The sequence below is a fragment of the Nocardia bhagyanarayanae genome (assembly GCF_006716565.1).
Lineage (GTDB): Bacteria > Actinomycetota > Actinomycetes > Mycobacteriales > Mycobacteriaceae > Nocardia > Nocardia bhagyanarayanae.
Genome location: NZ_VFPG01000001.1, coordinates 2,744,357 through 2,766,866, shown reverse-complemented (window position 1 = coordinate 2,766,866; position 22,510 = coordinate 2,744,357). Strand labels below are relative to the sequence as shown.

Sequence of the window (22,510 nt, the reverse complement as noted above, 5' to 3'; positions counted from 1 at the left end):
AGTTCCAAGAAAGTGCGCAGAAAACCGCGCAGATCTGGAGGGAGCAGAGGATGGCGGCCATGAAGCCCCGCACCGGGGACGGTCCCCTCGAGGCAACCAAGGAAGGGCGTGGAATCGTTATGCGGGTTCCACTCGAGGGTGGCGGGCGTCTGGTCGTCGAACTCACACCGGATGAGGCAGCGGCGCTTGGTGACGAATTGAAGAGTGTCACCAGCTAGTCCCTCGGCACTCGCTGACGTGGCGGGTCTGCTGGCCTGCCCGGAATGCCGCCTCGGGCTCGAGGCGGTGGATCGGGCGCTGCGCTGCGACCGCGGCCACAATTTCGACATCGCCAAACAGGGCTACGTCAGCTTGCTGACCGGTGCGTCGACCAAGATGACCGGCGACACCGCGGCCATGCTGGACGCCCGCGCCGCTTTCCAGGGCGAGGGGCATTTCGCCCCCATCGCCGACGCGGTCGCCGCCGCCGTCGGACCGGTCGACGACCGGTCCGCGAGCCTGCTGGAAATCGGCGCGGGCACCGGCTACTACCTGGCCGCGGCCCTCGACGCCGCACCGGAGGCTCGCGGCGTCGCCGTCGACGTGGCCAAACCCGCCGCCCGCCGCTGCGCGCGCGCCCATCCTCGCGCCGCCGCGGTGCTCGCCGACGCTTGGCGCGGCCTACCGGTCCGCGACGGCGTGCTCGCGGGAGTGCTCTCGGTGTTCGCGCCGCGCAATCCCGCCGAGGTGGCCAGAGTGCTCGACGCGGACGGCCGTTTCGTCGTCGCCGCGCCGACCGCGCGCCATCTCGGCGAGCTGATAGATCCGCTCGGCATGGTGACCGTCGACCCGGACAAGGACCGCCGCATCACCGAGGCGATGTCCGGGCTGTTCGAGCCGGTCGAGCGAGTCGCCGTGGAGTATCCGATGAAGCTCGACCGCGCTGCGGTGGCGCAAGTGGTCGGCATGGGTCCGTCCGCGCACCACGCGGAGAACGCCCGCGATCCGCGCCTCACCGCGCTGCCGGAGCAGGTCGAGGTCACCGCTTCGGTAACCGTGTCGACGTATCGTCCCCGTCGCTGACGGTCCAGGCAGAATCAGGTTCGCTGCCTGCTCGAGCCTGCCGTCTCCAGCGTTGACGACTCCGAAGCGTCGAAGGTCGCGCACGTGCTCGCCTGTCCGGAGCCCGTGGCTGAATCACCTACCCCGCCTTCAGGGTTTGCGGACGTGCTCGTAGACCTCGACGGTCCGCTCCGCGATCCGCGCCCAGTCGAATTCCGCGATCGCCCGCGCCCGGCCCGCCGCGCCGAACTCGGCCGCCAGGATCGGATCACCCGCGACCTCGTTGACCGCCGCCGCGAGGCCGCGCTCGTACTCCTCGGCCGCGCCCGCGTCGTAGTGCACGAGCCTGCCGTTGCCGCCGTCGGCGACCACCTCGGGGATGCCGCCGACATCGGAGGCGACCACGGCGGTCGCGCAGGCCATGGCCTCCAGATTCACAATGCCGAGCGGCTCGTACACCGACGGGCAGACGAACACGGTCGCCGCCGCCAGGATCTGCCGGATTTGCTCGGTGGGCAGCATTTCCCGCACCCAGTGGACGTTCCCGCGCCGCCGCTGCAACTCGGCGACCGCCGCGGCCGTCTCGGTCTCCAGTTCCTTGGTGTCGGGCGCGCCCGCGCACAGCACCAGCTGGATCTCCGGCTCGAACTCGCGCGCCGCGGCGAGCAGATGACCGACGCCCTTCTGCCGGGTGATGCGGCCGACGAAGGCGACGATCGGACGGTCGGTCCGCACGCCGAGCTCGTCCAGGATCTGACGGTCGCCCTCGGCGGGCGGGCCGGGCCGCCACAGCGTCGCGTCGATGCCGTTGTGCACCACGTGGACCCGGCTCGGGTCGATCGCCGGGTAGGCGTCGAGCACGTCGTGGCGCATGCCCTCGCTCACCGCGATGACGGCGTCGGCGTGCTCCATGGCGTTGCGCTCCGACCACGAGGAGATGCGGTAGCCGCCGCCGAGCTGCTCGGCCTTCCACGGCCGCCGCGGCTCGAGCGAGTGCGCGGTGAGGATGTGCGGGATGCCGTAGAGGGTGGCGGCCAAGTGCCCGGCCAGGCCGGTGTACCAGGTGTGCGAGTGGACGACGTCCACCTCGCCCGCCGCGTCGGCCATGCGCAGCTGCGCCGACATCATCTGCAGCGCGGCGTTGGCGGCGTAGAGCATCGGATCCGATTGGTGCACCACGGCGTCGGCGCGCTCGGCGCCCATGCAGTGCACGGTCACCTCGCAGAGCCGCCGCAATTCGGCGGTCAACTGGGTCACGTGTACGCCCGCGCCGCCGTACACCTCGGGTGGGTATTCGCGGGTCAACATCGCCACGCGCAACCGGTCCTGGAAGCCCCCCGGCTCGCCGGATCCCGTCGCCGAGCGCCCGCCGTCCGTGCCGAAACTCACCGATCCAAACTAGACGCTCGGCTCGGCAGGGGCCACCCGCGGCCTGACTACACGGTAGTTTGGGCACTGTGAGGAGCCAGCCGCACGTACTCGGGATCGTGCTCGCCGGTGGCGAGGGCAAGCGCCTGTTTCCACTCACCGCCGACCGCGCCAAGCCGGCGGTACCCTTCGGCGGCGCGTACCGCCTCATCGACTTCGTGCTCAGCAACCTGGTGAACGCGGGCTTCCTTCGCCTGTGCGTGCTCACCCAGTACAAGTCGCATTCGCTGGACCGGCACATCTCGCAAACCTGGCGACTATCGGGCTTCGCGGGCGAGTACATCACCCCGGTGCCCGCCCAGCAGCGTCTCGGCCCGCGCTGGTACACCGGCAGCGCCGACGCGATCATGCAGTCGCTGAACCTGATCTACGACGAGGACCCGGACTACATCGTGGTCTTCGGCGCCGACCACGTGTACCGGATGGACCCGGAGCAGATGGTCTCCCACCACATCGATTCCGGCGCGGGCGTCACCGTGGCGGGCATCCGGGTGCCGCGCAGCGAGGCGAGCGCGTTCGGCTGCATCGATTCCGACGAGTCGGGCCGCATCACCCAGTTCCTGGAGAAGCCCGCCCATCCGCCTGGCACGCCGGACGACCCGAACGTGACCTTCGCGTCGATGGGCAACTACGTCTTCACCACCAAGGTGCTCGTCGACTCCATCCGCGCCGACGCGGACAACTCCGATTCCGATCACGACATGGGCGGCGACATCATCCCCGCGCTGGTCGCGTCGGGCCAAGCCGCGGTGTACGACTTCGCCGACAACGAGGTGCCGGGCGCGACCGAGCGCGACCGCGGCTACTGGCGCGACGTCGGGACCATCGACGCCTTCTACGACGCGCACATGGATCTGGTCTCGGTGCACCCGGTGTTCAACCTGTACAACAAGCACTGGCCGATCCGCGGCGCCGCCGAGAACCTGCCGCCCGCCAAGTTCGCCCAGGGCGGGCTGGCCCAGGAGTGCATCGTGGGCGCGGGCAGCATCCTGTCCGCCGCGACGGTGCGCAATTCGGTGCTGAGCTCCAACGTGATGGTCGACGACGGCGCCACCGTCGAGGGCAGCGTGCTGATGCCCGGCGTGCGCATCGGCAGGGGCGCGGTGGTGCGCCACGCCATTCTGGACAAGAACGTGGTGGTCGGCGAGGGCGAGATCATCGGCGTCGACCTGGAGCGCGACCGCGACCGGTTCGCGGTGAGCAACGGCGGCGTGGTGACCGTCGGCAAGGGCGTTTGGGTCTGATTCGCGCCTTCGTCGCGGCCATGTGTGGGTTCTCGGCAGCGGCCGTCCGCTGACGAGGCCGCCGGAGCGTGTGCGCGGGCCGCGGCAGAGCGCGTCCGCTGGCTAAGGTTCGCTCGGCGGGGCGGTGCAGAACGGCTGGCAGGAACCCGGCGTGCGCGGAACCGTCGACCGTGAGCCCTCGCCGAAATCGGCGGTGCTGACCAGAATCGCGAGCATTACCGCGAGCACGAGCAGGACACCGAACACGACCGTCGCGCCCGCCCACTCTTGTGGGCGGTTCCTCGGTCGGTCATCGTCGTCGTTCCAGAACATCGGCTCGTCCTCCGCACGGCCCCGGCCCACCAAAGCACACCACGGGATGCCCGGTCACCGGAACCACCAATAGTGTGCTGCCGAAACAGAATTCCGGCCCGGTGTCAGGGCGCGGGCGGTGGCGGAGTTCCGGTGCAGAACGGCTCACACGGTCCGGTGGTCGGCACCACCTTCGCGGGCCCGGTGTCGAAATCGGCATTGCTCACCACGAGCAGGACGAGTACGACGAGCAGAATCGCCGCCGCGAAAAAGCCCAACCCGGCGACCACCCAATTCAGTGAACCCTTTTCCTTGACCACATGTCCGACATGGCCGTAATGGACGATATCCTCCGTCTGTTCCCAGATCACCGCACACCTCCAATTCGCTTGCGGCGCCGGGGTTTTTACGGCACGATTCGCACGACTGTCGCACGGGGTCGCCCGCACCCCGGCTGGTCGTCGGTTACCCGGAGTGGGCGCGGCGAATCAGCGAATGTCAACCGCCCTACCGCCAAGGCGCTTTCCCGATCCGGTCAGCGGCCGTATCGGATGGGTCACGGACGCAATCCGATTCGACTATCGCGACGACCTAACCGCGTGAGGCGCAGAGCAATCCGTCGCCGACGGGAATCAGCACGCAGGTGAGTTCGGGATCCTCGGCGATGGCGCGGGTCGCGGCGCGCACCGCCTGGGTGGCGGGATCGCGCTGGCTCGGGTCGGGGACGCGGCCGCCGAGCAGCGCGTTGTGCAGGATGATGGCGCCGCCGTCGCGCAGCAGCCGCACCGCCTGGGCGACGTACTGCGGGTGTTCCAGCGGAGCGGCATCGATGAAGACCAGATCGTAGGCGCCGTCGGCGAGGCGGGGCAGCACGTCGAGCGCGCGCCCGTTGATCAGCCTGGTGCGGGCGGGCGGGATGTCGGCGGTGCGGAACGCCTCCTTGGCCGCGCGCTGATGCTCCGGCTCGGAATCGATGGTGGTCAGCGTGCCGTCCTCGCGCATGCCGTCGAGCAGCCACAGCCCGCTGATGCCCGCGCCGGTCCCGACCTCGACGACCGCGCGGGCGCCGAGCAGCTGGGCGTACATGCTCAGCAGGGCCCCGACCGACGGCGGCACCGGCGCCGCGCCCAGCTCGGTGGCCCGCTCGCGCGCGCTGACGAGGATCTCGTCCTCCACGACGGATTCTTCCACGTAGGAGAGATTTCGCTCCAGGTTCGATGCCACGCCTAAGAGGCTAATGCGGCGCGCGTTGTCTCGGCGTTCCGACAACGCGCTTTCTCGGCGGATCGGTTTTCTCAGGTGTCCCTCAGGATCTCCATAACCCCGCCATATCGGGACAGGAAAGAGTAAGGGCACGCAAGACCAGCCGACCGCGATACGCGGGACGCGGGAACAACGACATACGGGTAGTCGGTTGTATTCCGTACGCGACGGTCCGAGATCCGGACCGAAACGGGAGTCCCGAGTTTACGGTCCCGAGCAGGAGGTAGCCCCATCCACATGGTCAAAGGTTCGTTTGCGGCTCCGCATGGGCACTCCGAGTACGCCACCCTCCCCGACCACATCATGCCGTTCGAGGCCGAGCAGGCCGAGGACTTCGATGTCGAACTGACCGGCACGGCCGCGTTCGACGCGACGGGCGATCGCTCCGTGATGCCGTCCTGGGACGAGCTGGTCCGCGAACACGCCGACCGGGTCTACCGGCTGGCCTACCGACTTTCCGGCGACGCGCAGGACGCCGAGGATCTCACCCAGGAGACCTTCATCCGCGTGTTCCGCTCGCTGTCGAACTATCAGCCGGGCACCTTCGAGGGCTGGCTGCACCGCATCACGACCAACCTGTTCCTGGACATGGTGCGCCGTCGTAACCGCATCCGTATGGAGGCGCTGCCCGAGGACTACGACCGGGTGCCCGCCGAGGGCCCCGGTCCCGAGCAGGCCTATCACGACGCGCGCCTCGATCCCGACCTGCAATCCGCTTTGGACGCGCTGGCGCCGGAGTTCCGCGCCGCCGTCGTGCTGTGTGACATCGAGGGTCTGTCGTACGAGGAGATCGGCGCTACGCTCGGCGTGAAGCTGGGCACCGTGCGCAGCCGGATCCACCGCGGCCGCCAGGCACTGCGCGAGCACCTTGCGCATAATGGATCTCAGCAGCGGTTCGCCGCTGACGCGAACATCGGGTGATTCGCCGGGCCCCGGCGATGCCCGGGCCAGAGGATGTCGTTGGAAGGGTGAGCACCGCATGAGTGGCGAGTCCAGCACGTCCGGTCGTCCCGCGCGGGGGGACCGACGGACGCCAGGCAGGTCACCGCGCTTCGCGCCCACCGAACATCTGGCCAGCGAGGCGATCGTCGCCTTCGTCGACGGCGAGCTGCGCATGAACGCCTATCTGCGCGCCGCCCAGCATCTTTCGGTCTGCCCGGAGTGCGCCGCCGAGGTGGACGCGCAGCAGCAGGCACGGTTCGCGCTGCGCCAGTCTGGACCCATCGCGGTCCCCACCGGGTTGCACGACAGCCTGACCCGGATTCCGCTCGCCGAGTTGCCCGGCGGCGCGTCGAACAATCAGGGCCGTCCGGCCGGGAACGCCCGCAACGAGGCAGTTTTCGGTTTTCTGCCGGATTCCTTCACCGCGACCCGGTGGACCACGTGGTGGCGCAAGTAGAGTTTGGCGCGTGACCACCGAATCGACGAACACCGGATCTGTGTCGGACTCGCGGCCCACCGCCAGTGACACCTCCGATTCGGCGGCCAACAGGGGGAACCTGAGGCCGTCGGACGCGCCCGTGCTCGGTCCGCGGCCGGTCGTCCGGCCCCATGTCGACACGCACACCGCCCGCGCCTTCCGGCGCCCGGCGGGCACGTCCGGTTCTTTCGCCGAGTACACCCCGCCGCGCGCGGATGGCGGCGCGCCCGCGCTCGGCCCCGAGTTGCAGAACCGTCCGCCCGACGCGGTGCTCGCCGAGGCGTTCGGCAGGCCCGAGGGCTCCGACGAGCTGCTCCAGCGCGATCCCGACGCGGTCGAGAACGCTCCGGCTCCCGCGGGCCCCGCCGACCCCTGGCGCGATCCGACCGCAGGCGCTCGCCTCGGCGCGCCCGCGGTGCCGACGCCGCAGCCGGAGCCGCTGCCTCGGTCCCCCAAGCTGAGCGTGCGCGAGGTGCTCTTCGGTTCCAGGGTCGCGCCCAAGGCGCTTGCCCTGCTCGCCGCGATCGCGCTCGGCATCGGCGTGCTCGGCGGCCTGGTCGGCAGGCTCACCGCCGAGCAGACCACCAATCTCACCTCGCGCAAGGTCACCCTGGAGCAGACCGACGACATCGAGCGTCCGCACGGTCAGATCGCCCAGGTCGCCAACGCGGTGCTGCCCTCGGTGGTCTCCATCCGGGTCACCGTCGGCGACAACGGCGCGACGGGTTCGGGCGTCGTCATCGACGGCGCGGGCTATGTGGTGACCAACAACCACGTCATCTCGATGGCCGCCCAGGACAAGAGCGACCGCGCCGCGATCCAGGTCACCTTCTCCGACGGCAGCCGGGTGCCCGCGAACATCGTCGGCCGCGATCCCAAGACCGACCTCGCCGTGCTCAAGGTCGACGTGAAGAACCTCACGGTGGCCGAACTGGGCAAGTCCGAAGACGTGCAGGTGGGCGACGACGTGCTGGCCATCGGTTCACCGCTCGGCCTGAGCAAGACCGTCACCTCCGGCATCGTCAGCGCGCTGCACCGCCCGGTGAAGCTCTCCGGCGAGGGCAGCGACACCAACGCGGTGATCGACGCCGTGCAGACCGACGCCTCGATCAACCCGGGCAACTCCGGCGGCGCGCTGGTCGACATGCAGGGCCGGGTCGTCGGTATCAACACCGCCATCCGCAGCGAGACGGGCGGCTCGGTCGGCCTCGGCTTCGCCATCCCGGTCGACACGATGACCGAGGTCGCGCAGAGCCTGATCCAGACCGGCAAGATGAACCACCCCGTGATCGGCATCTCGGCGCGCACCAAGACCGTCGCCAACGAGGTGATGAGCGGTGCCGCGGTGGCCGACGTCGCGCCGAACGGTCCCGCGGCGAAGGCGGGGATCGTCGAGGGCGACGTGATCGTGCGGGTCGGCGATCGGGAGGTCACCGGGCCGGAGGAGCTGACCGTCGCGGTGCAGTCCCGCGAGATCGGTGAGACGGTGAACGTGCAGTTGATCCGCGATGGCAGGCAGGTGGACGTGCCTGTGACGTTGGAATCCGACTGAACCGCTGGTCCGATGCACAGGTAGCCTGGATTCGTGTTCAGCAACATCGGCTGGCCCGAGATGATGATCCTCCTCGTCGCCGCCCTCGTGATCCTCGGCCCGGAGCGTCTGCCCGGCGCCGTGCGCTGGACCATCGACAGCCTGCGTAAGGTCCGCGACTACGCCAGTGGAGCGACCGCGCAGCTGAAGGACGAACTCGGTCCTGATTTCGAGGATCTGCGCAAGCCGCTGGCCGAGCTGAACGAGCTGCGCGGGATGACGCCGCGCTCGATGGTCACCAAGCACCTGCTGAACGGCGACGATTCGGTGCTGCGCAACCTGGAGAAGGCCGTGCCGACCAAGGACGATCTCTACGGCACGAGCAGCGGCATGCCGGACTATCCGATGCCGAAGCTGGAAAAACCGTTGGAGCGCAACGAACGTCCGCCGATCGACTCCGACGCCACCTGATCGGCGTTTCGCCCGGCGAGTCCGCGTGAAACGCCGCGAGTCGAAACAGACTGGGCCGTCTGGAACTACGCGATGTCAACGAGACTAGACCCGCGAGGCTGTCGAGCTGTCTAGACTTCGCACATGTCGGCCGATGACGTGGCGCGAGTCTTCGCAATCGAGGACAAGGTCGAGAGACTCAAGGCGGCCACCGACGGGGTGGCGGCGGCGCAGCAGACGATCAACGAACTCACCAGGATCCGCAGGGCGGTCATCCGGGAACTTCACGCCGAGGGTTGGACCTTCGCCAGAATCGGTGCGGCGGCGGGTCTTTCCCGCGCCCGCATCCATCAGGTGAGCACCCAGGGCCCGGCGCCGGAAGGGCTGTTCTTCGGCCACGGGACACTCACCGTGCTCGTACCGGAGGTGCGCGCGGGCCGGGTGCTCGGCGCGCCGGATCCCGGTGCGGCACACCGGCTTGTCGAGCTGCTGCACGAGCTCGGTTTCGCCGCGTCGATCGAACGGTTCCTGCCGGGCAGGCCGGTGGACCTGAACCGGGACGGACTGATCGTCGTCGGCGGACCCGAATTGTCGCCCAGCGTGCGCCAACTCATCGCCGCCGACCCCCGGCTGCGCCGCGCGGTGGCCAGGGCGGGCGACGCGCGCCGCGGCATCGAGGACAGGGCCGCTCGGCGCGTGTACCGCCCTGGCGGCCCCGATCCGCACGACATCGCGTACCTGGCCCGCCTGCCCCGGCCCGACGGTCGCGGAACATGTTTGATCATCGACGGACTGCATCCGCCCGGATCGCTCGGCGCGGTACGGCTGCTCGCCACCCGGCTGGCCACGCTGCACGAGCGCGCGGCCAATCACCTGTTCTCGGTGCTCATCGCGGTGCGCTACGACCGAACGACCGGCGAGCCCGTGGACGTCGATCTGCTCACGCCCGTCTACCGGCACGACGCCGATCCCCGGCCCATCGGCGCCCGGCCGCGCCGGTGATGCGGATCGATAACTGAGTACCGCCGTTTCCCTTGTCGGGTGCCAGGTTTGCACGGAATGCCCGGCTATTTCCGCAGTGTGTCGCATGTCACGTGCCCCTGCGGGTAACAGATACCCGCTCGATGTTTAGATAGCTAGTAGATAACTATTTGCCGAGTAGGTGAGTGCCCCATGTCTTCCAAGGTCGAAAGCCGCGCATTACGGGGATCGATTGCGCGCGAGGCGAATCCGGGCGCTCGTTCGGGGAGGACGCGATGAACACCATCGTGATCGTCGGTCTGATCGTCTTCGTCGCCATCACCGTCGGCGTGCTCGTCGCCGTGGTGCGCCGGCCGGATTCTTCGGAGCAGCTGACCGTCGCGGCGATTCAGGCTCGTCTGGCCGACGAGCAGGGTCGGGACTGCGGAGACGCGGCCGACTCACAGGCGGAAGGCGAGCTGGCGACGGCCGAGGTGACCGGCGGGGAGTCTCGCAGCGAGTCCTGATCGCGGAGACTTACGCCGCCGCGCGAGACGGGCGCAGGGTGTTCATCGGCGGCCGGTCGGTCAGGCAGACCTCGGTGCTGTGCGCCGTGAACGCGTCCCCGACGAGGGGGAATTGGGTGAGCGCGGCGCCGGAGTCGGTGATTCCACTGCGGCCGAGGACGGTGCCGAGGATTTGGCGGCTCATCACGCCGAGGTCGCCGAGCGGGCGATTGCGGTGGGTCCGCACGCCCAGGTTGACCTGGCCGATGGCCGACAGGCCGACGCGGTCGTAGGTGTCGAGCAGCAGACCGATCTCGACGCCGTAGCCGGGGGCGAACGGCACCGAGGTGAGCAGTTCGCGGGTGCCCGCGTATTCGCCGCTGAGCGGTTGCAGCACCGCGCAGAGTTCCGGGCGCAGTGCGGCGAGCAGCGGGCGGGCGACCAGTTCCGTGACGCGTCCGCCGCCGTGCGCGTCCACCGCGCCGCCCTGCCGCAGCGGGCGGCGGTAGTAGGCCTTGACCAGATGCATGTCGTCGTTCAACAGCAGCGGGCCGAGCAATTTCGGCACGAAAGCCGGATCGGGGTCGATGAGGTCCGAGTCGACGAACGCGATCAGGTCGCCGCCGGTGACCGCGAGCGAGCGCCACAGCACCTCGCCCTTGCCTGGCAGCGGCTCCAGTTCGGGCACCGCCTGCTCTCGGGTGATGACCTCGGCGCCCGCGGCGCGGGCTCGTTCGGCGGTGGCGTCGGTGGAGCCGGAGTCGAGCACGACCAGTTCGTCGACGAGCGTGCCGAGCAGCGGCCGGATGCTGGCCACCACCTCGGCGACCGTGCGCTCCTCGTTCAACGCGGGCAGCACCACCGACACGGTGCGCCCGTCCTTGGCGTCGACCAGCTCGTCGACCGTCCAGTCGGGGGTGTCCCAGGTATTCGTGTTCGCCCAGGCGGACTCGCGGTGTTGGATTTTCATACCAGACCTCGCAGGGTTCGTGCGGGGGGCCGGATGCCCTGGATCGCGGCGATCATGTCCACGACGCGCCGGGTTTCGGCGACCTCGTGAACGCGGAAGACTCGGGCGCCGACGGCGGCGGACCACGCTGTCGCCGCCAAGGTCCCCTCCAGCCGTTCGGAGAGACCGACACCAAGAGTCTCCCCGATGAAATCCTTGTTGCTCAGCGCCATCAAGACCGGCCATCCGGTATTTACGAGAACGTCTACTCCTCGCAACAGTTCGAGCCCGTGGTAGGTGTTCTTGCCGAAATCGTGGGTGGGATCGATCAGGATCGAATCCTTGCGCACCCCCGCGGCGAGCGCGTCCTCGGCGGCCCGAACCACCGTGTCGGTGACTTCGCTCACCACATCGGTGTAGCGGACCCGATGCGGCCGGGTACGCGGCACCGCCCCGCCGGTGTGACTGCACACGATGCCGACGCCGAGATCGGCCGCCACCGCGACCAGATCCGGGTCCGCGCCCGCCCACGTGTCGTTGATCAGGTCGGCGCCCTCGGCCACCGCGGCCCGCGCCACCTCCGAGCGCCAGGTGTCGACGCTGATCAGCAGCTCGGGATAGGCGGCGCGGATCGCCGCGACGAACGGCACAACCCGGCGCGTCTCCTCGGCGGCGTCGACCACGGTGCCGGGCCCCGCCTTCACTCCCCCGATGTCGACGAGATCGGCGCCTTCGTCGACGGCGCGGGCCACCGCGTCCATCGCCGCCGCGTCGGTGAAGGTCGCTCCGCGGTCGTAGAACGAATCGGGGGTGCGGTTCACGATCGCCATGACCAGCGCCCGATCCGTCGCCACCGATTTGCCGCACAGCGTCGGAGGCGGTACGGCGGTCGGGCTGAACATGCCCTCGACTGTAGCGGCTCGGCTCTTCGGCGCGCGGCCTGCCCGCTCGACGACCACGTGCCCGGCGAGCGCTCCCGCCCACAATGGTGGCCAGGTCTGCGCAGCGATTCTCTGCGCTCCGGCCATGCGCGGCCTGGCGACGGACTCCGTCCCGCTAGGCCATCGAGATCTGGCCCGGCTCCGGCTTCAGCGCCGCGAACGCGGCGGACAGGTCGGTGGCGACGGTGATCCGCTCCATGGCGAAGCGGGAGACGAACTTCCGCTCGTAGAGTTCGTCGATCCATCGGAAGAGGCCGTCGTAGAAGCCGTTCGGATCGAGCACGACCACCGGCTTGGTGTGCTGGCCGAGATAGCCGCCGGTCCAGGTCTCGAAGAACTCCTCGAGCGTGCCGATCCCGCCGGGCAGTGTGAGGAAGGCGTCGGCGCGGTCCTCCATGACCTGCTTGCGCTGGCGCATGGTGTCGGTGACCACCAGTTCGTCGGCGTCGACGTCCGCGACTTCCTTGTGCACCAGGTGTTTCGGGATCACCCCGATGGTGTTCGCGCCGCCCGCCCGCGCCGCGGTGGCGACCGCGCCCATCATCGAGACGTGACCGCCGCCGGACACCAATTGCCAACCCCGCCGGGCGATCTCGGTGCCGACGCGGGCGGCGAGCGCCAGCGCGCCGGAGTCGGCGGTGCTCGCCGAGCAGTAGACGCAGACCGCGTACGGGACGGTGGCCTCGAGCGGAACCTCGGTCACCACTTGTCCTCCGTGCCGAGGGTGTCGATGTCGCCGCGTTCGGCGGCCGCCCGCGTGATGATCTCGACGACCTCGTCCACGTGATCGGTGACGTGGATCAGGTCGAGATCGCCCGCCGAGACCTTGCCCTGGCCCTGGAGCGACCCGCGCAGCCAATCCACCAGCCCCGCCCAGTATTTGGTGCCGAACAGGATGATCGGGAAACGGGTGATCTTGCGGGTCTGCACCAGTGTGAGCGCTTCGAACAACTCGTCGAGCGTGCCGAAACCGCCGGGCAGGCAGACGAACGCCTCGGAGTACTTCACGAACATCGTCTTGCGGACGAAGAAGTAGCGGAAGTTGATGCCGAGATCGACCCACTCGTTGAGGCTCTGCTCGAACGGCAGCTCGATGCCGAGTCCGATCGAGTAGCCGCCCGCCTCGCACGCGCCGCGGTTGGCGGCCTCCATCGCGCCGGGGCCGCCGCCGGTGATCACCGCGAAACCGGCCCTGGCGAGCGCGCCGCCGATGGCCATGCCCGCCTCGTATTCGGGGTGGTCGACGGGCGTGCGCGCGGAACCGAAAACCGTGACCGCGCGGGGCACCTCGGCCAGCGCGCCGAAACCCTCGACGAACTCGGCCTGGATGCGCAGCACCCGCCAGGGGTCGGTGTGCACCCAGTCGCTGTCCCCGCGCTGATCCAACAGGTTTCGGTCGGCGGTCCCCGCGCCGGGTTTGCGATCGCGGCGGAACATTATCGGTCCGCGGAATTTCGCTGTCGACTTCGGCTTACTGGCGACCTCGTGATCGGCGGCGTCGGTGGACATGCGCTCCACGCTACCGGGCCGTACAAGTCGCGGGCGGTGCGAGTCGGTGAACGTGCGGCACACCCGCGGTGTCGGATCCCGGCGTCACGCTCCGTGGTCTCACGTCGTCGTCCGGATGAGCCGGAACGACACCCGCCGGATCAGGCTTTGCCCGAGAGGTAGTTGCGCAACATGGTGGCGACCGCGGTGATCTGGGCGGTCGGCAGGTGCTCGTCGCGCTTGTGCGCGAGGTTGGGGTCGCCGGGGCCGAAGTTGACGGCGGGGATGCCGCGTGCGGCGAAGCGGGACACGTCGGTCCAGCCGTACTTCGCGCGCACCCCGCCGCCGCCGTGGCCGTTCACCGAGGCGATCAGGTCGGCGGCGGCGGGCGCGGTGAGGCCGGGGAGCGCGCCGGGCGCCGCGTCGACGAGGTCGATCGTGGCGTCGATGCCGTCGAAGACCTCGCGCACGTGGCCGATGGCCTGATCGATATCGCGGTCGGGCGCGAAGCGGAAGTTCAATTCCATCTCGGCGGCGTCCGGGATGACGTTGCCCGCCACGCCCGCGAACATGCTTGTCGCCGAGAGGCCCTCGCGGTAGAGGCAGCCATCGATGTCGACCCGCCGGGGCTGATAGGCGGCCAGCCGTTGCAACACGGGCGCCAAGCGGTGAATCGCGTTGTCGCCCATCCAGGAACGCGCCGAATGCGCGCGCACGCCCGTGGTCGCCAGCCGGGCGCGCAAGGTGCCCTGGCAGCCGGCCTCGACCCAGCCGCCCGAGGGTTCGCCGAGGATCGCCAGGTCGCCCTCGAGCCATTCGGGCAGGTCGCGCTCGATGTGACCGAGGCCGTTGTGTTGCGCGGCGATCTCCTCGCCGTCGTAGAAGATCAGCGTCAGGTCGTGCACCGGCTCGGCGATCGTCGCGGCGAGATGCAGGAACACCGCGTCGCCGGACTTCATGTCGACGGTGCCGCAACCGTAGAGCAGCTCCTGGCCGTCCGCGTCCTTGTCGAACCGGCTCGGCACGTTGTCCGCGATGGGCACGGTGTCCAGGTGCCCGGCCAGGATCACCCGCGTAGGCAGACCTCGATCGGTCCTGGCCAGGACCACATTCCCGTGCCGCACGACCTCGAAGCCCGTGGTCTGCTCGCGCAACGCCCGCTCGACGACGTCGGTGATCGCCTTCTCGTCCAGTGACACGCTCGGGATGTCCACGAGCGCGGCGGTCAGGGCGATGGGATCGGCAGACAAGTCGATGGTCACGCCCCTCAGCCTACGAGCGGGGTACCGCGGGAGGGACACCGCGCCAGAGGAGTGTCGGAGTCCCGGCCCGGAGGTGGCGCACCGCTGGGAGCGATCGGTCGGTAACCTTTCATGACGTGAGCATTCAGGGAGCAGCAGCAATCGGTATCGCCAACGTGACCGCGGACGGGACCGTCCTGGACACCTGGTACCCGAACCCGGAGCTCGGTGAGTTCGGCGAGACCGGCACCAAGCGCCTGGACGAGGCGCCCGCCGAATACGCCGCGCTGCTCGGCTTCGACGAGGCGCGCGGTGTCGACGTGGTCGCGGTGCGCACCGTCATCGCCGACCTGTCCGCCGCCCCGGTCGACGCGCACGACGTCTACCTGCGCCTGCACCTGCTCTCGCACCGGCTGGTCAAGCCGCACGAGGTGAGCCTGGACGGCCAGTTCGGCCTGCTCAGCAATGTGGTGTGGACCAACCACGGCCCGGCCGCCGTCGAAGGCTTCGAGGCGACCCGCGCGAAGCTGCGCGCTCGCGGCCCGGTGACCGTCTACAGCATCGACAAGTTCCCGCGCATGGTCGACTACGTGGTGCCCTCCGGCGTGCGCATCGGCGACGCCGACCGGGTCCGCCTCGGCGCGCACCTGGCCTCCGGCACCACCGTCATGCACGAGGGCTTCGTCAACTTCAACGCGGGCACCCTGGGCGCCTCCATGGTCGAGGGCCGGATCTCCGCGGGCGTCGTGGTCGGCGACGGTTCCGACATCGGCGGCGGCGCGTCCACCATGGGCACCCTCTCGGGCGGCGGCACCACCGTCATCTCCATCGGCCAGCGCTCCCTGCTCGGCGCGAACGCGGGCCTCGGCATCCCGCTGGGCGACGACTGCGTGCTCGAGGCCGGTCTCTACCTGACCGCGGGCACCAAGGTCGCCACCCCCGATGGCACCGTCGTGAAGGCTGCTCAGCTCAGCGGCCAGAACAACCTGCTCTTCCGCCGCAACTCCCAGACCGGCGCCGTCGAGGTCGTCCACCGCAAGGGCACCGGCATCGAACTCAACGCCGACCTGCACGCGAACGACTAGCGCGGTCCCGACTCGAAGCGCGCACGGCCGGAGCGAAGGCGGAGGTACGCCTTCCCCGGCTCAGGCCGTGCGGGCAGCCTCGGGCACGATGCCGAAGGCGATGATCCGCTCCGGGTGAATGCGGATCAGCTCTCGGGAGACGCCCGACATGTAGGTGTCGACGTCGGTCAGCGCTTCGGCGGTGCCGCGGATTTCCAAGCAGCGCACGCGCCACGGCTGCACCGAGGCGATGTCGTCGACGACGAAGGCCACGCGGTCGTTGGTCGCGAGGTTGCGGAACTTGCGGGAGGAGCCCATGTTCCAGCCCGCGATGTCGATGGTGCCGAGTTCGGCGTTGTAGCGGAAGCCGACCGGATTGTTCTGCGGCGACCCGTCCGGCCGCACCGTGGCGAGGCGGCCGAGACGCTGGGTGCGCAGGTAGGCGATCTGGTCCGAGGTCAGCGTTGCGGTCATGTAGGCGACGGTAGAACCTCGAGTCAACTCGAGGTCAACCCCGGACGGCTCGAACCTCAGCCGAGCTGCTTCTTCTGTACCTTCCCCATGGCGTTCCGGGGCAACGCCGTGACAACGCGCACCTCCCGCGGCCGCTTGTGCACCGAAAGCCGCTCGGCCACGTGATCGATCAACTCCTTCTCGATCGACGCGTCGGCCTCGCCCCGCAACACGACGAACGCGACCACCCGCTGGCCGAGATCGTCGTCGGGCAGGCCGACCACCGCCGCCTCGGCGACCGCCGGGTGCCCGAGCAGCGCCGTTTCGACCTCGCCCGCCCCGATCCGGTAGCCGCCGGACTTGATCAGGTCGACCGATTCCCGGCCGACGATGCGATGGAATCCGTCGCTGTCGATGGCGGCCACGTCGCCGGTCTTGAACCACCCGTCCTCGGTCCAGCTCTCGCTCGTCGCATCGGGCCGGTTCAGGTACCCGTCGAACAGCATCGGCCCGCGCACCTGCAACCCGCCGATGCTCTCGCCGTCGTGCGGCACCGGCGCTCCGGTCTCGTCGCGCAGCCTCGTCTCCACTCCGCGCACCGGGGTGCCGACCCACCCCGGCCGACGTTCGCCGTCGGCGCGGGTGGACAGCGTGATCATGGTTTCGCTCATGCCGTAGCGCTCGATCGGCGCGTGCCCGGTGAGTTCGCGCAGCCGCTCGAACACCGGCACCGGCAGCGGCGCGCTTCCCGACACGAGCAGCCGAGCGCTGGCGAGTTTGCTTGCGGCATCGGGGTTTTCGACGACGCGCGACCAGACGGTCGGCACGCCGAAGTACAGCGTGCCGTTCGCCTCGGCGTAGGCCTGCGGTGTCGGCTTCCCGGTGTGGATCAGCGGGCTGCCGACCCGCAGCGCGCCGAGCACGCCGAGGATGAGCCCGTGCACATGGAACAGCGGAAGGCCGTGGACCAGAACGTCTTTCGCGGTCCAGTTCCAGGCGTCGGCGAGCGCGTCCAGTCCGGCGGCGATCGCGCCGCGCGTCAGCACGACGCCTTTCGGCGCACCGGTCGTCCCGGAGGTGTAGAGCACGAAAGCCGTTGTCGCCGGGTCGGGTTCGGGATAGGTGTGCCACGACCTGGCATGCATACGGACCGGGACCACCGGCAGATCGGTGCCCTCCGGCGCGTCACCCAACCATGCCTGCGCGCCGGAATCGGCCAGGATGTGCGCGAGTTCGGCGGCCCCGGAATCCGGCGGTACCGGGACCACCGTGACGCCCGCGATGAGGCAGCCGACGACCGCCAGGACGGTGCGCGCGGTCGGCCGAGCCAGCACCGCGACCCGGTCGGCGCGCGCGACGCGTTCGGCCACCGAGGTCGCCGCGCCGAGCAGGTCGCTGCGCGAAAGCGTCACGCCGTCGATGGTGACCGCGTTCGGAATGTCCGCGCCCGCAGCGACCGCGGCCGGATTCAAGGAGCGAAGCAGCAGGGAGGGACCGAACGACATTCGCCCAACCTACTGCGTGCGCGCCACCGCACTCGCACGGACCGACCCGACCGAATGCCACCTTCACCCGGCCGGGCGCGGTCGCGGTCACCACGAGTCGGAGTGCGCGTCACGACTCGGCGTCGGCGCGCTGTGACCGTTGACACACCGAAGAGGCGGTGAGAAGGTCATAGAACATCCTTCTCAACGAGGAGAACGGGGTCGACGATGACCAGTCCCCTTCGCGCATCCGCGCCCACGAAATCCGACGGCGATTTCGACATCCGCGGCCACCTCGACGGCTCCGCCGCCTTCTTCGGCGCCGCCGCCAACGTCATTATGCAGCTCAGCGCCCGGCCCGTCGGCTACGGCGTGCTGGAGAGCACGGTCGACAGCGGCAAGATCACGCTGCACCCGGTGAAGCGCACCCGCACCACGCTGACCTACCTGGCCGTGGCGATGCTCGGCACCGACGACGAACGCGCCGCCTACCGGGCGGCGGTCGATCGCTCGCACGCCACCGTTCGGTCCGGCCCGAACAGTCCGGTGAAGTACAACGCCTTCGATTCCCGGTTACAGCTCTGGGTGGCGGCCTGCCTGTATTGGGGCGCGCGCGATCTACACGAGCGCATGCACGGACCGATGGACGACGCGACGGCGGACGCGTTCTACCGCAACGCCGCACGTCTCGGCACCACCCTTCAGATGCGCCCCGGCCAGTGGCCCGCCGACCGCGCCGCGTTCGATCGGTACTGGACCGAGCATCTGGCGGCGACCATCATCGATCCGCCGGTCCGCGACTACTTCTGGGACCTGGTGAACCTGCGGATGTTCCCGCGTCCGGTCCAGCTCGCGTTCGGCGGCCCGCACCGCTGGGTGACCGCGGGGCTGCTTCCAGAGCATCTGCGCCGCCAGATGGGCATGACCTGGACCGAACGCGACGACCGGCTCCTCGCCAGGCTGCTCACCGCCGTCGGCGCGGTGGAGGGCCGGATGCCCAAAGCCGTCAAGGCTTTCCCGGTGAACGCCTTCCTCTGGGACATGCGCCTGCGCCGCCGCCTCGGACTTCCGCTCGTCTGACGCGCGCTTATATCAGTTAATGCACAGCATCCTCATTACGCCACGCCGAAACTGAGCACCCGCGTACGCTTTGCCTCCTGAGTGAAGGCACATCATCGGAGGTCGAACGCCGGGAGGCAATCGTGATCCGTCGGATGATCGTCGCGTCCCTCGCCGCAGGCGCGCTGTACGCCCTGGGCGCCGGAGCATTGTGCACACCGCCCGCAAACGCTCAGCCAAACGGAGAGGAGACACCGTCGCGCACCTCGATCGCCGTGCGATCGAGCGTCGGCGCGTCGTGGGGAACAGCGAATCAGCACGAGATTCGCGGCGCCCTTTCCCTCTCCAAGCTCTTCCTCGTCGACTACGCACTGCGCCACGGCGACGGTTCCGCGACCGATCGCGAATGGGGTGAGCGCATGATCCGCTTCTCCGACGACGGAGCGGCAGGCGCCATGGAAGGCAAGTACCCGCAGGCCATCGATGCCATCGCCGCCGAGTACGGCCTCACCAACACCCGTTCCGGCGCGGGCGACTGGAGCACCGCGACCACGACCAGCGCCGATGTGGCGGACTTCCTGCACGCCAAGCAACTCCAGGATCCCGGCTCGCCGATCTTCGGATGGATGGCCACGGCGGGCGACAGGGCCGCCGACGGCACCGTGCAGGACTGGGGCACCGCGCGCCTGCCCGGCGTGCTCGGCACCAAGTGGGGATGGTCGGATCTCGGTGCGCCGGAGGTGGCTTCGGCCTCCTACGGAACCGGGTTCACCGTGGCGGCGCTCACCTGGGGCACCTCCGCCGACCAGACCGCCGACGTACTCGGCGCGCTGCCGAGCGTGGTGGCCGATGTGCTCGGCGTGCCCGTCTGGCTGATTCCGCGCTGAGTCGGCGCAGCCGAAATCGCTTGGGTCCGGCGGTCAGCGCACCCGGAAAGAGACCACCACGTGGTCGCGGGCGAACTCGCGCAGGGCGGCGTCGTCACCGAACGGGATGACAGTCTGCGGGGTCAACGCCAGCGACACCGCGGTGCGCGCGATCATCTCGGCCAGCGGCGCCGGATCGTACGCGGGAAGTTTGCCCTCCTCCTGGAGGCGCGTGACGAACTCGGCGACGTAGTCGCGCCCGAGTTCGATGATCGGCGCGCCCTTCACGGTGAGGAACGGCAGCACCAGCTCGGGTTCAGTGGCGAGCAGCCGGTGCACCAACTGGTTGTCACGCAGGCCGTTCACGAAGGCGACGAACAGCGCGACGATCTGATCTTCGGCGCTGGCGTCCCGGTCGACCTGCCGCTGGAGCACGCCGTCCACCTCGTCGATGAACTCGCGCGTCTGGCGCAGCGCGACGGCCTCGATCAGATCGGACTTGCTGGCGAAGCGCCGATACAGCGTGGCCAGTGAAAGGCCGCACCGCCGTGCCACTTCCACCATGCTCGTGCGCTTGATGCCGAAATCCAGAAAGGCCACCAGGGCGGCGTCGAGCACCCGCGCCTGGTTGCGGTCTTCCGGGCCGGAGTTGCGCACCAGCGGCAGCAATTTGGTGAAGCTCGCCATATCTCCCACCCTATCGTCCGGCGAAACGATGACAACGTAAGCATCGCATACCTTCACTCGGGCCGCCCGTACGCCACAGCAGCCTCAGCCGCCCTCGGACCGCATGGCAGCGGCGAATGCGGAGATACACCCTTTGACAGCACCCGCCCTCAGATGAGAGGGTGACCACGTTACCTTCTCATCGCTTCACCTCCGGTGAACGGAAAGACGAGGACGACGATGACCGCGCCCCTTCGTGCGACGACGCCCGAGCCGGTGCCCGGCAGCCGTTACGGCACCGCCGAGGACTTCGACATCGAGAAGTACTGGAGCGGCGTCGCCGCCTTCCTCGGCGGCACGGCGAACGTGATCATGCAGCTCAGCCTGACGCCGGTCGCCTACGGCGTGCTGGAGAGCAACGTGGACTCCGGCAAGGTAACCCTGCACCCGTGGAAGCGGCTGCGCACGACGCTCACCTATCTCGCCGTCGCCCTGATGGGCACCGAGGAGGAGCGCGCCGCGTATCGCGAGGCGGTCGACACCTCGCACCGCAGCATCCGGTCCAGTGCCGAGAGCCCGGTGAAGTACAACGCCTTCGATCCCAAGCTGCAGCTGTGGGTGGCCGCCTGCCTGTACTGGGGCATCGTGGACCTGGAGGAACGGCTGCACGGCCCGCTCGACGCGGCGAGCGCGGACGCGTTCTACCAGTACGCCGCCCGGCTCGGCACCACCCTGCAGATGCGCAGGGAGCTGTGGCCCGCCGACCGCGCCGCGTTCGACGAGTACTGGACCACGAACCTGGCCACCAAGACCATCGACGCCCGCACCCGCGACTACTTCAACGGTCTCATCGACCTGAAGATGGTCGCTCCGCCGCTGCGCTTGTTCGCGCCGGTGCAGCGGTTCGTCGTCGCGGGGCTGCTGCCGCCGCACCTGCGCGCCGAGATGGGGATGCGGTGGACACCGCGCCAGGATCGCGCGCTGAATCTGCTGCTGCGCGCGATCGGCACGGTGCACGGCCGGCTTCCCCAGCGGCTCAGGCTCTTTCCGATGAACTTCTACCTGTGGGACCTGCGCAGGCGGCGCAGGCTGGGCAAGCCGCTGGTCTGAGGCGCACCTCCGCCGTCGCTCCGGCCGTGCGCTAATCCGACCTCAAACTCTGTCCGCACGGCCCACCAGCGCACGCAGGAAGAACCTCAGGTTGGCCGGTCGCTCCGCCAGCCTGCGGGTCAGGTAGCCGTACCAATCGTCGCCGTACGGGACGTACACGCGCATCGCGTGCCCAGCCGCCGCCAGCCGCAGCTGCTCGGCATCGCGCACCCCGTACAGCATCTGATGCTCGAACGTGCCTGTGCCCCGGCCTGTTTCGGCGACCATGCGTTCGGCGGCCAGCACGAGCGCGGGGTCGTGGGTGGCCACCATCGGATAACCCGTACCGCGCATGAGGGTCTCCAGACAGCGCAGGTAGGAATCGGTCACCTCGACGTTCCGCTGATAGGCCACCGTCGCGGGTTCGCGATACGCGCCCTTGCACAACCGGATTCGCGAACCCGGGCCCGCGAATTCGGCGCAGTCGTCCAGGGTGCGGTGCAGGTACGACTGGAGAACCGCACCGAGCCAAGGGAATTCCGGCCGCAACTCGCGCACGGTGGCCAGCGTGGCGTCGGTCGTCGTGTGGTCCTCCGCGTCGACCGTGACCCACACGCCCGCCTCGGCGGCCTTGGTGCAAACGACGCGCAGGTTGTCGGTGGCGATGGCGGGACCGTCGCCCGGCAAGGCCTGCCCGAGCGCGGACAGCTTGACCGACACCTCCACGGGCACCGCGGCACCGTCCGATCCGACGGCCATGTCGGCCGCGGCGAGCTCGTTGATCAGCGAAAGGTATTCCGCGACCGTCGCTTCGGCGCGCGCTCGATCGGTGGTGTTCTCGCCGAGATAGTCGACGCTGATCAGCCTGCCGCTGTCCAGCAGCGCACGCACCACCGGCGCCAGCTCCGCCCGCGATTCACCCGGTACGAACCGGCGCACGATATCGGCGGTGACCTTGGTCCCGGTGAGCACGCGCTTCATCCGCGGCGAGGCGGCCGCCGCGAGAATGGCCGGGCGCAGCGGGTTCATCGGTCCTCGAGAATGTCACGCATCACGCCTCCCTCTTCCGGCCGACG

The 22,510-nt window shown here is 69.4% G+C and carries 26 protein-coding genes; 13 read left to right on the top strand and 13 right to left on the bottom strand.

The window, feature by feature from the left end:
- The first annotated feature begins 50 nt into the window (after window positions 1-50).
- Entirely contained in the window at window positions 51-218 is a 168-nt protein-coding gene (locus tag FB390_RS11785) for a DUF3117 domain-containing protein (protein WP_011211259.1), read from the top strand.
- Complete coding sequence (locus tag FB390_RS11780; protein WP_246123974.1) at window positions 205-1,062, top strand: putative RNA methyltransferase; 858 nt, start codon at window positions 205-207, stop codon at window positions 1,060-1,062. Before FB390_RS11785 ends, FB390_RS11780 begins: the two co-directional genes overlap by 14 nt.
- 129 nt (window positions 1,063-1,191) lie before the next feature.
- Here the strand turns inward: FB390_RS11780 and glgA are convergent, their stop codons facing one another.
- Window positions 1,192-2,361 carry a glycogen synthase gene (glgA, locus tag FB390_RS11775; RefSeq protein ID WP_141811697.1) on the bottom strand — a complete coding sequence of 390 codons (1,170 nt, stop codon included), beginning with the start codon at window positions 2,359-2,361 and terminating at the stop codon, window positions 1,192-1,194.
- Between the two features lie 137 nt (window positions 2,362-2,498).
- Here glgA and glgC point away from each other — a divergent pair, with 137 nt between their 5' ends.
- Window positions 2,499-3,713, top strand: coding sequence for a glucose-1-phosphate adenylyltransferase (gene glgC, locus FB390_RS11770; RefSeq protein WP_067788483.1), 1,215 nt, complete (start codon window positions 2,499-2,501; stop codon window positions 3,711-3,713).
- A 102-nt stretch (window positions 3,714-3,815) separates the two neighbouring features.
- Here the strand turns inward: glgC and FB390_RS11765 are convergent, their stop codons facing one another.
- The 3 genes from FB390_RS11765 to FB390_RS11755 all read right to left on the bottom strand — a co-directional run bounded on the left by FB390_RS11765 (window position 3,816) and on the right by FB390_RS11755 (window position 5,228).
- A complete protein-coding gene (locus FB390_RS11765; RefSeq protein WP_141808988.1) occupies window positions 3,816-4,025 on the bottom strand; it encodes a hypothetical protein in 210 nt (69 codons plus the stop codon).
- A 104-nt stretch (window positions 4,026-4,129) separates the two neighbouring features.
- The gene (locus tag FB390_RS11760; RefSeq protein WP_141808987.1) at window positions 4,130-4,375 is read right to left on the bottom strand and encodes a hypothetical protein; all 246 of its coding nucleotides are present in this window, start codon (window positions 4,373-4,375) and stop codon (window positions 4,130-4,132) included.
- Window positions 4,376-4,595: 220 nt separating this feature from the next.
- Window positions 4,596-5,228 carry an O-methyltransferase gene (locus tag FB390_RS11755; RefSeq protein ID WP_067788479.1) on the bottom strand — a complete coding sequence of 211 codons (633 nt, stop codon included), beginning with the start codon at window positions 5,226-5,228 and terminating at the stop codon, window positions 4,596-4,598.
- Between the two features lie 342 nt (window positions 5,229-5,570).
- Between FB390_RS11755 and sigE the strand changes: the two genes are divergently transcribed.
- The 6 genes from sigE (at window position 5,571) to FB390_RS11725 (ending at window position 10,155) form a co-directional block, all read left to right on the top strand.
- Window positions 5,571-6,188, top strand: coding sequence for an RNA polymerase sigma factor SigE (sigE, locus tag FB390_RS11750; protein ID WP_141811696.1), 618 nt, complete (start codon window positions 5,571-5,573; stop codon window positions 6,186-6,188).
- 58 nt (window positions 6,189-6,246) lie between these two features.
- Entirely contained in the window at window positions 6,247-6,666 is a 420-nt protein-coding gene (locus tag FB390_RS11745) for a hypothetical protein (RefSeq protein ID WP_141808986.1), read from the top strand.
- Between the two features lie 10 nt (window positions 6,667-6,676).
- Window positions 6,677-8,239, top strand: a complete 1,563-nt coding sequence (locus FB390_RS11740) for a S1C family serine protease (RefSeq protein ID WP_141808985.1) — start codon at window positions 6,677-6,679, stop codon at window positions 8,237-8,239.
- A gap of 33 nt (window positions 8,240-8,272) precedes the next feature.
- Window positions 8,273-8,689 carry a Sec-independent protein translocase protein TatB gene (gene tatB / locus FB390_RS11735; RefSeq protein ID WP_141808984.1) on the top strand — a complete coding sequence of 139 codons (417 nt, stop codon included), beginning with the start codon at window positions 8,273-8,275 and terminating at the stop codon, window positions 8,687-8,689.
- A 123-nt stretch (window positions 8,690-8,812) separates the two neighbouring features.
- Window positions 8,813-9,670: a hypothetical protein gene (locus tag FB390_RS11730; RefSeq protein WP_141808983.1), complete on the top strand. Its 858-nt coding sequence runs from the start codon at window positions 8,813-8,815 to the stop codon at window positions 9,668-9,670.
- 254 nt (window positions 9,671-9,924) lie between these two features.
- Window positions 9,925-10,155 (top strand): hypothetical protein, encoded by a 231-nt coding sequence (locus FB390_RS11725; RefSeq protein ID WP_141808982.1) that lies wholly within the window; start codon window positions 9,925-9,927, stop codon window positions 10,153-10,155.
- Between the two features lie 10 nt (window positions 10,156-10,165).
- On the opposite strand, the gene FB390_RS11720 is transcribed toward FB390_RS11725, so the two are convergent.
- The 5 genes from FB390_RS11720 to dapE form a co-directional block, all read right to left on the bottom strand.
- Window positions 10,166-11,104, bottom strand: coding sequence for a glucosyl-3-phosphoglycerate synthase (locus FB390_RS11720; protein WP_141808981.1), 939 nt, complete (start codon window positions 11,102-11,104; stop codon window positions 10,166-10,168).
- Entirely contained in the window at window positions 11,101-11,985 is an 885-nt protein-coding gene (gene folP, locus FB390_RS11715; RefSeq protein ID WP_141808980.1) for a dihydropteroate synthase, read from the bottom strand. Before folP ends, FB390_RS11720 begins: the two co-directional genes overlap by 4 nt.
- 154 nt (window positions 11,986-12,139) lie before the next feature.
- Complete coding sequence (locus tag FB390_RS11710) at window positions 12,140-12,727, bottom strand: LOG family protein (protein WP_425465858.1); 588 nt, start codon at window positions 12,725-12,727, stop codon at window positions 12,140-12,142.
- Window positions 12,724-13,533, bottom strand: a complete 810-nt coding sequence (locus FB390_RS11705) for an LOG family protein (protein WP_141808978.1) — start codon at window positions 13,531-13,533, stop codon at window positions 12,724-12,726. Before FB390_RS11705 ends, FB390_RS11710 begins: the two co-directional genes overlap by 4 nt.
- A 140-nt stretch (window positions 13,534-13,673) precedes the next feature.
- On the bottom strand, window positions 13,674-14,774 hold the full coding sequence (gene dapE / locus FB390_RS11700) for a succinyl-diaminopimelate desuccinylase (RefSeq protein WP_141808977.1): 1,101 nt from the start codon (window positions 14,772-14,774) through the stop codon (window positions 13,674-13,676).
- 116 nt (window positions 14,775-14,890) lie between these two features.
- Between dapE and dapD the strand changes: the two genes are divergently transcribed.
- Complete coding sequence (gene dapD / locus FB390_RS11695) at window positions 14,891-15,838, top strand: 2,3,4,5-tetrahydropyridine-2,6-dicarboxylate N-succinyltransferase (RefSeq protein WP_141808976.1); 948 nt, start codon at window positions 14,891-14,893, stop codon at window positions 15,836-15,838.
- A 60-nt stretch (window positions 15,839-15,898) separates the two neighbouring features.
- On the opposite strand, the gene FB390_RS11690 is transcribed toward dapD, so the two are convergent.
- Window positions 15,899-16,291: a PPOX class F420-dependent oxidoreductase gene (locus tag FB390_RS11690; protein WP_141808975.1), complete on the bottom strand. Its 393-nt coding sequence runs from the start codon at window positions 16,289-16,291 to the stop codon at window positions 15,899-15,901.
- Between the two features lie 56 nt (window positions 16,292-16,347).
- Window positions 16,348-17,775 carry an acyl-CoA synthetase gene (locus tag FB390_RS11685; protein ID WP_185757005.1) on the bottom strand — a complete coding sequence of 476 codons (1,428 nt, stop codon included), beginning with the start codon at window positions 17,773-17,775 and terminating at the stop codon, window positions 16,348-16,350.
- A 207-nt stretch (window positions 17,776-17,982) separates the two neighbouring features.
- On the opposite strand from FB390_RS11685, the gene FB390_RS11680 reads away from it, so the two are divergent.
- Both FB390_RS11680 and FB390_RS11675 read left to right on the top strand, forming a co-directional pair.
- Window positions 17,983-18,834, top strand: coding sequence for an oxygenase MpaB family protein (locus tag FB390_RS11680; protein WP_141808974.1), 852 nt, complete (start codon window positions 17,983-17,985; stop codon window positions 18,832-18,834).
- A 122-nt stretch (window positions 18,835-18,956) separates the two neighbouring features.
- Window positions 18,957-19,700, top strand: coding sequence for a hypothetical protein (locus FB390_RS11675; protein WP_246123973.1), 744 nt, complete (start codon window positions 18,957-18,959; stop codon window positions 19,698-19,700).
- 33 nt (window positions 19,701-19,733) lie between these two features.
- On the opposite strand, the gene FB390_RS11670 is transcribed toward FB390_RS11675, so the two are convergent.
- Entirely contained in the window at window positions 19,734-20,366 is a 633-nt protein-coding gene (locus tag FB390_RS11670) for a TetR/AcrR family transcriptional regulator (protein ID WP_141808973.1), read from the bottom strand.
- A 219-nt stretch (window positions 20,367-20,585) separates the two neighbouring features.
- On the opposite strand from FB390_RS11670, the gene FB390_RS11665 reads away from it, so the two are divergent.
- Window positions 20,586-21,455, top strand: coding sequence for an oxygenase MpaB family protein (locus FB390_RS11665; RefSeq protein WP_141808972.1), 870 nt, complete (start codon window positions 20,586-20,588; stop codon window positions 21,453-21,455).
- A gap of 42 nt (window positions 21,456-21,497) precedes the next feature.
- Here FB390_RS11665 and FB390_RS11660 read toward each other — a convergent pair whose 3' ends face one another.
- The gene (locus FB390_RS11660) at window positions 21,498-22,463 is read right to left on the bottom strand and encodes a proline dehydrogenase family protein (protein ID WP_141808971.1); all 966 of its coding nucleotides are present in this window, start codon (window positions 22,461-22,463) and stop codon (window positions 21,498-21,500) included.
- Window positions 22,464-22,510: the final 47 nt, after the last annotated feature.

Excerpts from the sequence above, each read along its gene's own strand:
- FB390_RS11705 (WP_141808978.1), bottom strand. The coding sequence starts at position 13,533 with ATGTCCACCGACGCCGCCGATCACGAGGTCGCCAGTAAGCCGAAGTCG.
- FB390_RS11745 (WP_141808986.1), top strand. The coding sequence starts at position 6,247 with ATGAGTGGCGAGTCCAGCACGTCCGGTCGTCCCGCGCGGGGGGACCGA.
- FB390_RS11665 (WP_141808972.1), top strand. The coding sequence starts at position 20,586 with ATGACCGCGCCCCTTCGTGCGACGACGCCCGAGCCGGTGCCCGGCAGC.
- FB390_RS11690 (WP_141808975.1), bottom strand. The coding sequence starts at position 16,291 with ATGACCGCAACGCTGACCTCGGACCAGATCGCCTACCTGCGCACCCAG.
- FB390_RS11765 (WP_141808988.1), bottom strand. The coding sequence starts at position 4,025 with ATGTTCTGGAACGACGACGATGACCGACCGAGGAACCGCCCACAAGAG.
- FB390_RS11785 (WP_011211259.1), top strand. The coding sequence starts at position 51 with ATGGCGGCCATGAAGCCCCGCACCGGGGACGGTCCCCTCGAGGCAACC.
- FB390_RS11670 (WP_141808973.1), bottom strand. The coding sequence starts at position 20,366 with ATGGCGAGCTTCACCAAATTGCTGCCGCTGGTGCGCAACTCCGGCCCG.
- FB390_RS11685 (WP_185757005.1), bottom strand. The coding sequence starts at position 17,775 with ATGTCGTTCGGTCCCTCCCTGCTGCTTCGCTCCTTGAATCCGGCCGCG.
- FB390_RS11660 (WP_141808971.1), bottom strand. The coding sequence starts at position 22,463 with ATGAACCCGCTGCGCCCGGCCATTCTCGCGGCGGCCGCCTCGCCGCGG.
- folP (WP_141808980.1), bottom strand. The coding sequence starts at position 11,985 with ATGTTCAGCCCGACCGCCGTACCGCCTCCGACGCTGTGCGGCAAATCG.
- FB390_RS11730 (WP_141808983.1), top strand. The coding sequence starts at position 8,813 with ATGTCGGCCGATGACGTGGCGCGAGTCTTCGCAATCGAGGACAAGGTC.
- FB390_RS11680 (WP_141808974.1), top strand. The coding sequence starts at position 17,983 with ATGACCAGTCCCCTTCGCGCATCCGCGCCCACGAAATCCGACGGCGAT.
- sigE (WP_141811696.1), top strand. The coding sequence starts at position 5,571 with ATGCCGTTCGAGGCCGAGCAGGCCGAGGACTTCGATGTCGAACTGACC.
- FB390_RS11720 (WP_141808981.1), bottom strand. The coding sequence starts at position 11,104 with ATGAAAATCCAACACCGCGAGTCCGCCTGGGCGAACACGAATACCTGG.
- FB390_RS11725 (WP_141808982.1), top strand. The coding sequence starts at position 9,925 with ATGAACACCATCGTGATCGTCGGTCTGATCGTCTTCGTCGCCATCACC.